Source organism: Trebonia kvetii (genome assembly GCF_007827045.1).
Taxonomy (GTDB): Bacteria; Actinomycetota; Actinomycetes; order Streptosporangiales; family Streptosporangiaceae; genus Trebonia; species Trebonia kvetii.
The window spans coordinates 1,405,052-1,416,878 of record NZ_RPFW01000001.1 but is presented as its reverse complement, the minus strand read 5'-3'; the positions used below and the strand labels follow the sequence as shown (position 1 = coordinate 1,416,878).

6 protein-coding genes and 1 pseudogene are annotated in these 11,827 nt (G+C 69.0%); 4 read left to right on the top strand and 3 right to left on the bottom strand.

What is annotated here, in order from left to right; all coding sequences use genetic code 11:
• Positions 1-472 precede the first annotated feature (472 nt).
• Both EAS64_RS06455 and EAS64_RS44585 read left to right on the top strand, forming a co-directional pair.
• Positions 473-4,006 carry a choice-of-anchor D domain-containing protein gene (locus tag EAS64_RS06455; protein WP_222849044.1) on the top strand — a complete coding sequence of 1,178 codons (3,534 nt, stop codon included), beginning with the start codon at positions 473-475 and terminating at the stop codon, positions 4,004-4,006.
• A gap of 352 nt (positions 4,007-4,358) precedes the next feature.
• Positions 4,359-5,384 (top strand): FHA domain-containing protein, encoded by a 1,026-nt coding sequence (locus tag EAS64_RS44585; RefSeq protein WP_222849043.1) that lies wholly within the window; start codon positions 4,359-4,361, stop codon positions 5,382-5,384.
• A 687-nt stretch (positions 5,385-6,071) separates the two neighbouring features.
• Here EAS64_RS44585 and EAS64_RS45615 read toward each other — a convergent pair.
• Positions 6,072-6,719: pseudogene (locus EAS64_RS45615) on the bottom strand (serine/threonine-protein kinase); the annotation flags it as partial.
• Entirely contained in the window at positions 6,610-8,211 is a 1,602-nt protein-coding gene (locus tag EAS64_RS44580) for an MFS transporter (protein WP_145851721.1), read from the bottom strand. The pseudogene EAS64_RS45615 and the gene EAS64_RS44580, both read right to left, overlap by 110 nt.
• 103 nt (positions 8,212-8,314) lie before the next feature.
• On the opposite strand from EAS64_RS44580, the gene EAS64_RS06440 reads away from it, so the two are divergent.
• Together EAS64_RS06440 and EAS64_RS06435 are read left to right on the top strand one after the other, a co-directional pair.
• Positions 8,315-9,223 carry a LysR family transcriptional regulator gene (locus tag EAS64_RS06440; protein WP_145851720.1) on the top strand — a complete coding sequence of 303 codons (909 nt, stop codon included), beginning with the start codon at positions 8,315-8,317 and terminating at the stop codon, positions 9,221-9,223.
• A 126-nt stretch (positions 9,224-9,349) separates the two neighbouring features.
• The gene (locus EAS64_RS06435; RefSeq protein WP_145851719.1) at positions 9,350-10,393 is read left to right on the top strand and encodes a hypothetical protein; all 1,044 of its coding nucleotides are present in this window, start codon (positions 9,350-9,352) and stop codon (positions 10,391-10,393) included.
• Between the two features lie 98 nt (positions 10,394-10,491).
• On the opposite strand, the gene EAS64_RS06430 is transcribed toward EAS64_RS06435, so the two are convergent.
• Positions 10,492-11,703, bottom strand: coding sequence for a TIGR03118 family protein (locus EAS64_RS06430; protein ID WP_145851718.1), 1,212 nt, complete (start codon positions 11,701-11,703; stop codon positions 10,492-10,494).
• Between the last annotated feature and the right edge of the window lie 124 nt (positions 11,704-11,827).

Genomic DNA, 11,827 nt, shown 5'->3' with positions numbered 1-11,827 from the left:
CCGTGGAGCGACCGAAATGTTCCTTCCACCCTTCATACGTGCCTGTTCGCGGGCCGGTTCGTGACCAGAGCAGCACGTAAGCCTTCGATAAGGATTCGCAGGCCGGCGGGCAGGCCGCGGTGCGTCCCGCCAGCATCCCGTCGATCGTTATCGCAAAATTGCGGAAACTGCGCAGTTTTTTGCAGTAAATCATTGCAGCCTAGTCTTGCGATAGCCTCGTCGTTCGGCTGCGCTTGCACGGAATCTGCTTACCAACTCGTTATCAGAGTGGCAACAAGCCACTGAGCTGCGAATTCCTTCCGCGATCTTCGTCGTAAGTTTTCCTTAATCGGTAAATCTCATCCAGATTCAAGTTCAGATATTGCAAGGGGATGTTAGGAAGTTTACCGTCAACGTCGAAGGCGCCGCTGAAGTCCGGCGTTCCCCGTCGAGAGGAGCAATGGTGTTCCACTCTGTCCGAAATCTGAGGCGGATGCTCGCATTGAGCATCGGCACCGTCTCGCTGGCGGCCGCGAGCGTCGCGGCCGTGGCGATCCAGCCGGCGTTCGCGGCGGCGACCGGAGGCAGTGGCGCAAGCCTGCCGTACACCGAGGTTCAGGCCGAGAGTTCCGCGACTAACGGCACGGTCATCGGCCCGAGCTACACCCAGGGCCAGCTCGCCGACGAGGCTTCTGGCCGCAAGGCGGTGACTCTCCAGGGCTCCGGCCAGTACGTCACCTTCACCACGCCGGTGGCGACCAATTCCATCGACTTCCGGTACAGCATTCCGGACACGTCGGGCGGCTCCGTTTACACAGCCCCACTATCGCTCTACATCAACGGAACCAAGCAGGCCGACTTCACCCTGACCAACGCCTATAGCTGGTATTACGGCAGCTACCCGTTCACCAACTCGCCTGGCAGCAACCCGCATCACTTCTACGACGAGGTGCACCGGCTATTTTCCGCCACTTATCCGGCCGGCACCACCTTCAAGCTGCAGGTCGACTCGGAGGACACCGCGTCCTCCTACACGGTCGACTTCGCCGATTTCGAGCAGGTCGGCTCGGCGCTGACGCAGCCGTCCGGCTCGGTTTCCGTGACGAGCGAAGGCGCGGACTCAAGCGGCGTGAACGACTCGACGAACGCGTTCAACGCCGCGATCTCCGCGGCGGGCGCGGGCGGGACCGTCTGGATACCGCCGGGTACCTACAACATCCCCGGCCACATCGCGGTCAACAACGTGACGATCGCCGGCGCGGGCACGTGGTACTCCACCGTCACCGGCACGGCGCCCGGCTTCTACGGCAACTCGGCGCCGAACCCGAGCAGCAACGTGCACCTGCAGAACTTCGCCATCTCCGGCAACGCCCAGGTGCGCGACGATAGCGCTCAGGTCAACGGCATCGGCGGTGCGCTGAGCAACTCCACCGTGTCGAACATCTGGATCGAGCACATGAAGGTCGGCGCCTGGATGGACGGGCCGATGACCAGCCTGACCTTCAGCGGCATGCGCATCCGCGACACCACGGCGGACGGCATCAACCTGCACGGCGGCGTCACCAACTCGACCATCACCAACAGCGACATCCGCAACACCGGCGACGACGGCATCGCGCTGTGGGCGGACTCGAGCATCGGCGCGGACTCCGGCGACACGATCTCCAATAACACCGTCCAGTACCCGATGCTCGCCAACGGCATCGCGGTCTACGGCGGCAACAGCAACACCGTCAGCGGCAACCTGGTCGTCGACTCTGGCATCACCCAGGGCGGCGGCATCCACGTCGGCCAGCGCTTCACTTCCACCCCGGTCGGCCTGACCACGATCTCTAACAACACGATGATCCGCGACGGCGACCTCGACCCGAACTGGCAGTTCGGTGTCGGCGCGCTGTGGTTCGACGGCAGCCAGGGCTGGGGCCCGGGCCCGATCAACGTGAGCAACGCGCTGATCGAGCAGAGCCCGTACGAGGCCATCCAGTGGGTCGAGGGCACGATCAGCAACGTCAGCCTGAACAACGTGTCCATCGCCGGCGCCGGCACCTTCGCCCTGCAGGAGCAGACCGGCGGCACCGCCACGCTCACCAACGTCACGGCCACCGGCGTGGCGCAGTCCGTCGCGCCGAGCTACAGCTGTGAGGGCGGCAACTTCGTCATCACCGATGGCGGCGGCAACTCCGGCATCACCCCGACGCAGTGCAACGGCTGGCCGGCCCCGGTTTACCCGCCCTACCCGGTCACCGGCGTCAACACCAGCCCGAGCGCGCTGAGCTTCGGCACGGCCGCGACCGGCACCACCACCGCCGCGCAGACCGTGACGGTCGCCAACCCGACCAGCGCGGCCGCAGCGGTCTCGTCCATCGCCGCCAGCGGCGACTTCTCGCAGACCAACACCTGCGGTTCATCGATCGCGGCAAACAGCTCGTGCACGGTTAGCGTCAAGTTCTCGCCGACGGCAACCGGCACGCGCACCGGGACCCTCACGGTCAACGCCGGCGGCGTCACCAACACGGTGAGCCTGTCCGGTACCGGCATCGCGCCGGGGCCGGTGCTGAACGCCGCGCCGGGCAGCCTGTCCTTCGCTGGCACGGTTGTCGGGACAAGCGCCGCCACCCAGACGGTGACGGTGACCAACTCGGGCACCGCCGCCGCGACCGTCTCCGGCGTCGCGGTGACCGGGGACTTCAGCCAGACCAGCAACTGCACCAGCATCGCGGTCGGCGGGTCCTGCACGGTGACCGTCACGTTCACGCCCACCGCCGCCGGGTCGCGCACCGGCACCCTGACGGTGACCAGCAACGCCAACAACAGCCCGGTCACCGTCGCGCTGACCGGTTCCGGCATCGGGAGCACCACCAACATCGCGGCCGGCCAGCCGGCCTCCGCAAGCTCGGCCAACAGCCCCTACGTCGCCGCCAACATCACGGACGCCGACCCCTCCACCTACTGGGAAAGCGCCAACGGCTCGTTCCCGCAGTGGGCACAGGTCGACCTCGGCCAGAGCTACAGCATCGGCAAGATCACGCTGAGGCTCCCGCCGTCGACCGCCTGGGGTGCGCGGACGCAGACCCTGTCGGTGCTCGGCTCCACGGACGGCTCGAACTTCTCGACCATCGTGGGTTCGGCCGGGTACACCTTCGACCCGAACGCCAACAACAACACCGTCACCATCACGTCCAATGCGACTACCGCCAGGTACGTCCGGGTGAACATCACCGCGAACACTGGCTGGCCGGCCGGCCAGCTCTCGGACTTCGCGGTCTTCCCCGCCTCCGGCGGTGGCGGTTCGTCGGCGACCCTGGCGACGAGCCCGTCCTCGCTGACCTATCCCAGCCAGGCACTCAACACGACAAGCGCCGCCCAGACGGTGACGGTGACCAACACGGGAACCGCGGCTGCGACGGTATCGAGCATCGCTGCCAGCGGCGACTTCGCGCAGACCAGCAACTGCGGGACGTCGATCGCGGCGGGCGGCTCCTGCACGGTGAGCGTCACGTTCACGCCCACCGCGTCCGGAACCCGCACCGGCAGCCTGACGATGACAAGCAACGCGACGAACAGCCCGACCACGGTCGCGCTGTCCGGCACCGGCGCGGGTACCACGCCAACCAACCTGTCGCAGAACCAGCCGGCCTCGGCGAGCGGATACACCCAGACGTACGTGCCCGCCAACGCCGTGGACGGCAACACCAGCACCTACTGGGAGAGCACGGACAACGCCTTCCCGCAGTGGTTCCAGGTTGACCTGGGCGCGTCGAAGAGCTTCAGCAGGCTCGTGCTCGACCTCCCGCCATCCACCTCATGGGCGACAAGGACGCAGACGCTGTCGATCCAGGGGAGCACCGACGGCTCGACTTTCACCACGATCGTCGCGTCGGCCAACTACACCTTCAACCCCTCGACCGGCAACACGGTCACGATCACGTTCCCCGCCGCCAGCTACCGCTACGTGCGGGCCAACTTCACCGCCAACACGGGGTGGCCAGCCGGGCAGCTCTCCGAGTTCCAGGTCTGGAGCAGTTGAGATAACCAAGTACGCGAGGTAAGCCGGGGCCAGCTTCCCGGCTCTGGGGGCGGGCGCGGCAGCGCACGCCCCCCCTCGCATAATGCGAAATGCCGTGCGCTGCCGCTCGACCGGTAGCCAAAATGCTGCCCGTCCTTGGCGAGACGCCGTGCGCCGGTGACCATTGCACCGGATCACCCCAGGACCAAAAGAACCTGGTCCCCACCCTCCGGCGCGTGGCCCGGCCCTTGCGGGCTGTTCCCAACGCGGCGTGCGGCGCCTCCCCATCTGGAGCTAACCGCATCGCGAACCGAGGCGCCATCCCCGAATCAGGGGGTGCACCTGACGGAACCCGCGTGCTTAGACTGGCCCGGTGGCCACGCACGTCAGTACCGCGTCCGGCCAGGTCATCCGGCTCACCGAAGGCAGCCAGCTGGTGTTCGGGCGAGGACCCGAGGTAGACCTGGCGATTTCCGCTGGGCGCGGACTCTCCCGGCGTGCCGGGATCATCAGGACGACCCCCGAAGGTGCCTGGATCGCCAACATCAGCCGGACGCACGCGCTGTACGTGGCGGGCGACGGATACCGGATCCGGCTGCCGCGGGTGGAGGGCGACGGAGAACCGGCCGGCGGCTGGCTGGTCCACGCGGGCACGGCGATGGTCGGCTCCCGTGCCATGCTCGACGACGGGCTGCAGATCGCGGTCATGGTCCCCGGGCGGCACCGGCGCACGGCCGGGGCGGCCGACGCGGAGCCCGCCGCGAGCCCTGCCGCGCCCGAGGGCGACGGCACGGTGCTGCCGCTCTACCTGGACCCCAAGACCAAGCTCTTCCTCGTCGCGCTGATGTGGTGCCGGCCATGGCTCACCGACCCGGGCGCGACGTCGCCGCTACCGCGCACGCCGGAGATCGCCAGGGCGGCGCTTGAGGTGACCGGCGCGCACCACGAACTCGAGCGGTTCGAGACCGACCAGGAGTTCCGCGACCGGCTGGCCGCGCGCGTCGCCGAGCACCTCAAGGTGCTGCGCCGCAAGATCACCGAGCGCGGCCTCGCCGGGCCTGATGTCCGCCTGTCGGATGAGGTCGCCGTCCGGGTGCTCATCGAGCACGGCATCGTCGCGCCAAGCGACCTCCGGCTGCTTGCCGACCCTGCCTGGTGCTCCCGTCAGGAGGACCTCTGGTGGACCAGGGAGTTATGCGGGCGGCGGGCCGGATCCGCCCGGCGGCGGCGGGTGCAGCGCGCCGGCGTTGACGAGGAACGACGCACGGGCGGTCGGCTCGCCGGCGGCGGTGACGAACACCTGGTAGGTCCCCGGGGGTATCAGGCCTTTGAAGAAGATATGCCCCTGGTCGACGGCGTAGTTGAAGGTGCCGTTCAGGTCGGTGACCGTCGCGAGTGACGAGACGCCATGACCGGCGAGCCCGACCGTCACGGGGGTGAAGGGCCGGTAGCCGGTGCCGTGGATGATGTACACGGTGTCGCCGTCGCCCATCGGCTGGCTGAGGCAGATTTCCGGCGTGGTGCCCACGGTGGTGGTCGCACACGGGAGAGGGCTGGCCGCCGGGCCGAGGGTGGCGCTCGACCCCGGCGCCTTCGCTTCGCCGGACTGCAGCGCGAGGCCCAGGCCGATGCCCGCGCCGAGCAGGGCGATGGCCACGGCAGCCCAGATCCCGGTTGGCAGCGTCCCCCGGCCGCCAGGATGCGTGCGGCCCGCGTGACCGGGCAGCAGGCGCCGGACGGGTACCCGGGCCGGCCGGCTGTCCGGCGATTCGCGCCCGAGGTTGTAGCCGTCGAGCGAGTGAAAGCCGGGCAGTGCGGTGTGCGAGCCCGACGTGGCATCCTCGGGCGCCGAACGGACACCCGAGCCGTCCGTCGCGTCGCCTGCGGGCTCGTCGCCGAAGTCACTGCGGCCGGCTCCGGCCGGCGGGACCGGGCTGTTCTGGTACTCCGCGATCAGCGTCATCGCGGACTCGGGCAGGTAGGAGTGCCCGGGACCAGACGGGAGGGAAAAGGAGCCGAGGCTGCCGAGAATCGCGCTGTCTGTCGGCCGGTCCCGCGGCACGCGCTCCAGGCAGGCGGTGATCAGGGCGTCTAGTTCCTTTGGCATGCCGGTCAGGTCGGGCGGCTCGGTGGCGAGCCGGACCAGGATGTCCATCACCGTCTCGCCCCGGTAGGGCGGATGGCCGGTCGCCGCGTACACGAGCGTCGCGCCGAGCGAGAAGACGTCGCTGGCCGGCGAGGCCTGCGTGGCGTCCCTGGCCTGCTCGGGCGCCATGTACGCGGGCGTGCCCGCCGCGCCGCGGGTGGTGGTGAGCTGCACCCGCTCGGCCGCCCGGGCCACGCCGAAGTCGATGACCCGCGGCCCGTCCGGCGCCACGAGCACGTTCGACGGCTTGACGTCGCGGTGCAGCAGTCCCGCGCCGTGGATGGACTGCAGCGCCTCGGCGCAGCCCGCGGCGAGCCAGCGCACGGCGGGTACCGGCAGCGGACCCGTCTTGCGGACCAGCGTGGTCAGCGACGGCGCGGGGACATAGGCGGTGGCGACCCAGGGCAGGTCGGCGTCGGCGTCCGCCTCGATGACCGAGGCGGTGAACACCCCGCTTACCCGGCGTGCCGCCGCGACCTCACGGGCGAACCTGGCGCGGAAGCCAGCCTCCTCGGCCAGTTCGACCCTGATGGTCTTCACCGCCACCAGGCGGCCGGCCGCCGAACGGGCGAGAAACACCTGTCCCATCGCTCCGGCCCCGAGCTTTCCGATGATGGCGTAGGGGCCGATGCGATCCGGATCCCAGCGCCGCAGCGGCTGGACAATCGTTTGCGGCATCGTTCGGTTCGCCTCCCCTCGCGACAATCATGCACATTCGCTTGGGGTGTGACGTGCACCCGGGAAAAGACCGGCCCCGGCGACCACGATATGACCCGTTCGGGTGGTGTGGGAATAGTGCGAAGGTGCGGACTTTCGGGTTGTCCGGCCGCCGCGCGGCGGCGCCCCCGCGTGCCCTCGCCGCCAGCACGATGGCCACGACCACCGCGGCGACCGCTGGCACCGTGCCGCAGAAGGCCATGCCCGCCCGCGCGCCAAAGTGGCTGGTGATCTCGCCGACGGTGAGCGCGCCGATGGGCGTGCCGCCGATGAAGGCCAGCATGTAAAGGCCCATGACACGGCCGCGCATCTCCGGATCCACGGCGAGCTGGACGGCCGAGTTGGCCATCGCCTGGCAGATCAGGTTAACCAGGCCCATGGCGGCGAGCAGCACGGCGAAGACGGCGATGCCCGGTGCCAGCGCCCCGGCGACCTGGAGCACGCCGAACAGCGCCGCGCAGCTCACGATCGCGCGGGTCCGCGGCCTGGCGCCCGCGGCTGCGAGCACCGCGCCGGCCGCCGAGCCGAGCCCGAGAACGATGTTGAACAGGCCGTAGGTGCTCGCATCGTCCCCGTACGCCGACTTCGCCATGGCGGTGAGCACGATCGGGAAGTTGAGGCCGAACGTGCCGAGCACGCCGACGAGGAAGATCGTCCACAGAATCTCCGGCCGGCGCCACACGTACGCGGCGGCCTCGCGCGCCGCGCGCGGTGAGCGGGCGGCGGAGGCGGCGGGGGCGGCGGACGGCTGCAGGCCGGCAGGTCGCAGCAGGAGCAGGCCGACGGTAGGGCCGAGGTAGCAGGCGGCGTTGGCGGCGAACACCCAGCCGGTGCCCGCGCACACGATGAGGACGCTGGCGAGGGCCGGCCCGACGAGCCGTGCGGCCTGGAACGCCGCGGCGTTCAGCGAGATGGCCGCGCGGAGCTGGCCCTCCGGCACCACGTCGGTGACGAACGCCTGCCGCGCGGGCACGTCGAACGCGAAGATCACCCCGCTCAGCAGCGCGAACACGTACACGTCGGCGGCGGTGACCGCGCCGGCGATGGTGATGACCGCAAGTAGCGCGGTGCTGACGGCGTTCAGCGTCTGCGTGATCAGCAGGATGCGCCGCTTAGACAGCCGGTCGGCCGCGATCCCCGCGTGCATGCCGAGCAGCAGTATCGGACCGAACTGCAGGGCCATCGTCACGCCGACGGCGGCCGAACTGCGCGTGAGGCTGAAGATCAGCCAGTCCTGGGCGATGCTCTGCATCCACGACCCGGTGTTGGCCAGGCTCTGGCCGGCGAGGTAGATCCGGTAGCTGCGCACGGTGAGGGCGGCGAAGGCGCCCCTCGGTTGCCGAATCGCCTCGGCGGTAGTCACTGGGAACGCCTTCCTGCTCGTCTTAGTTGTCTTTAGGCATTCTCTGCCACCTGCGATTTATGTGGAACGGCAATCATCTGCCTAACTGTTATTGTGAATCGTTATGACTGGCTATGACCCGCAGCTGCTCACCACGTTCCTTGCCGTCGAGCAGACGGGCAGCTTCACCCGTGCCGCGGCCCGGCTCGGCCTGCAGCAGCCGACCGTCAGCCAGCACATCCGCCGCCTAGAGCAGCAGGTCGGCAGGACCCTGGTGCTGCGCGACACGCACTCGGTGTCGCTGACCGCCGACGGCGAGGCGATGATCGGGTTCGCGCGCAACATCCTGGCCGCCTCCGAGCAGGCGGCGGCCTACTTCAGCGGCTCGCGGCCGCGCGGGCGGCTGCGGATCGGCATCGCCGACGACCTGGCGCTCACCCGGCTGCCGCAGATCCTGCGCGACTTTCGCAGGGACAACCCGCTCGTCGACTTCGACCTGATCGTCGACCAGAGCGGCCTGCTGCACCAGCGCCTGGAGGGGGACAAGCTCGACGTCTTCATCGGCAAGCGGCCGAGCGGCGAGCAGCGCGGCCAGCTCGTCAAGCGGGATCGCATGGTCTGGGTGGGCACGCCGTCGACCAGGCTCGACCCGACGAAGCCGCTGCCGCTTGTGGTCTACCCGGCGCCGAGCATGTCGCGCACCGAGATGCGCCGCGCACTGCAACGTGCCCGCGTCCCGTTCCGCAGCGCCTGCGTTTGCCACGGCGTCAACGGGCTGATCGCGGCGGTCGCGGCCGGCATCGGCATCTCGGCCATGGCCGCCAGCCTGGTGCCTGCCCAGCTCAGCACGCTCGGGCCGGGCTACCGGCTGCCCGAGCTCGGCACGATCGACCTGATGCTGCAGACCAACCCGCGCACCGACCAGCGCCCGGCGGTGCGCGCGCTGATCTCGACGGTGCTGGCGAGCGGGTCGCGCTCGCTGACCGCCTACCGCGACGAGCCCGCCGCGGCCGCGGCCGCGTTCGCACGCTGACCGCCGGATAGACCCTTTCTTTGCGGTCATCCCGTGCCCTATGGTGTCCGTGGGTTGGGTGGAAATGTGTGTTTTGTGAGTGATGTGAATGTCACTCTTCGGGGCAGGACAACGAAAGGAAACCGAATGGAGCACGACGGGAAGTCCCGCCGCTGGCGGATGCCGCGCGTCCTGGGGGCTGCGGCACTGGCGGCTGGACTGCTTGCCGTGGGTCTGCCGGCAGGCGCGGCCCAGGCGAGCACCGTGCCGACTAGCCCAGGGGCGAGCACCACCACCCAGTACTCGCTCGACTTCGTTGGCAGCGCCAAGACACTCGGCCACACCTGGATTGTCGACTTCAACGCGGGCAACGACGCCGTGGGCGTCCTGCTCAGCACGACCTACAAGGGCGTCTCCGAGCAGCACCAGTGGATGACCACCGCTGGGTACGGCAAGACGGCGGCCAAGGAACTGAAGGTCACAAGCACCGGGCACGCCAGCTTCGCCACCGGCAAGACGCTCAGCCCGGTGCTGTCCGTCACGGCGGCCTTCGCGCCGACCAAGGCCACGAAGAGCGCCTGCACCAAAGGCTCGGAGACCGTATACACCGGCAAGGTGACCGGTTCCCTCACGCTGGTCACCGGCCTGAAGAGCGTCAAGGTCAAGCTCAAGTTCAGCGGGAAGGCTGGCGCGTCGCTTGACGTCGACAAGTCCTGCCAGCCGAAGATCCCGCCGGTCAAGACCCCGTGCGCGGGCAGTGGCTGGTTCGTCACCGCCGCCAACAATTCGAGCAATGTGCTCGGCGCGCAGACACCCGGATCGAAGACATGGCAGGACCTGTTCGCCCAGGGTCCGTTCAAGACCGCGTCCAAGTGGGTCCAGCGCTCGGCCCTGGTGGCGGTCAACGGCCCTGCGCCCAAGGTCAGCACGGCATCGAAGACGGTCGCGGTCAGCGGGCTCGCGTCCGGCGCCATCACCGGTGCCGGGTTGATCTCTTACAGCAGCGGCTTCGCCAGCCCGCCAGTCACGTGCTACATCGGCAGCAAGAAGTACAAGGCGACGACCACCGAGTACTTCGGCTCGGTCAAGGTAAGCAAGCCGTTCAAGGCGAACACCGCGCTGGCAGGCACGCTGACCGCGAAGACGCCCACCCAGGGCTTCTACAACGCCGTCAAGCTAGTCGCCGCGTAACCGGTCACTAGTCAGGGACCGGGCGAAGCCACGCACCCGTTCGGGATGAAGAGAGGAAATCTCATCCCGAACGGGTGCGCTCTCACTCGCCGCGTCGGCTACCAGCCGCCCCCGGTGGCGGCCGGCTTGGCAGGGGTGAGGATGCCCACCAGGCCGTCTCGGTAGCCGTGCGGCCCGGCGCTGAACTCAACCGCGGACGATCCGCCGAACGAGGAGTTGCCCACCTCGAGCCCCCACAGCCCGGGGATGGCGATCGGCGTGCCGTTCGGCGTGTCGAGCCAGCCAAGGTACTTGCCAGTAGTTGGGTTGAACGCGTTGATCCAGCCGTTGCCGAGGTTTCCGACGAGCAGCGCGCCGCCGAACGGCCCGAAGCCCTTCGGCGCGATCGCCAGGCCCCACGGCGCGTTGAGCTCGCCGCCGCCGGCCAGGTGCTTGATCAGCTTCCCGTTGACCGTGTACACGTCGACGAAGCCGCGGCCCTTGCCGACGAGCACGTCGGTCTTCGCCTTGTTCTGCTTGGCGTAGGTGACGTAGAGCTTCCCGCCCAGGTTCTGCACGTTGAACGGCACGAAGCCGGCCGGGATCTTCGGGTCCTTGAACTCGCCGGGAGTGCTGACGAACTTGAAGTTCTTGTTGAACACGTCGATCTTCCCGTTGGCCACGTCGGCCGCGAACAGCTCGGGTCCGGCTTTGGGCCCGGTGGCGATCGCCAGCCCCTTGAACACGGCGTGCGCGGGCACCTTGCCGCCCGCTCCGCCCTTGACGCTGTCCTCGACGACGAAGGCGGCGCCACCGTCCCACGCCTCGAGCTGCCCCGGTGACTGCTTCTTGCCGGTCGAATCGGTGTCGACGATGAAGACGGCTGCGCTGCCGTTCGGCCCGCCGACATGGAAGGCGGCCGCGTCCGGGTTGAACACCTGGCCGGTGGGGTTGCCGCCGGGCACGGGCACGCTGAAGTCGCGTACGACCTTGCTGCCCTTGACCCCGCCGCTGTAGATACCGGCCATCCCGGAGCCGTTGTCGGACACCCAGATGGGGGTGCCAGGGCCGGCCGCCAGGCCCCAGGCGTTGGTCAGGGTGGGGTCGGTCAGCTTCGCGTGGTAGGAAGCCTTGTTGGCGATGAGAAGGGTCCGTGCGAAGCTGTCCGGCTGCGCCGCGGCGTGCGCGGGTACCGCGACGACGGTCAGCCCGGTCACTGCGAGCCCCGCTCCGATTGCCGCTGCTCCGATGCGTCCGGCCCGGCGGCCGGGATGCGCGTACTTGGTAGCGATGCTGGTGATCTTCCTGGCGTTGCTAAGCGTGCGCCGCATGGGGGTCCCTTCACTCGCCTGCCCAGGGGGGCAGGCCCTCCTCCCGGGCCTGCCAATCGCTCTCACGGCCGCCACGCCGGCCCGGGTTCGGTGGCTGACAAAATGCAGAGGAAAACCATAGAAT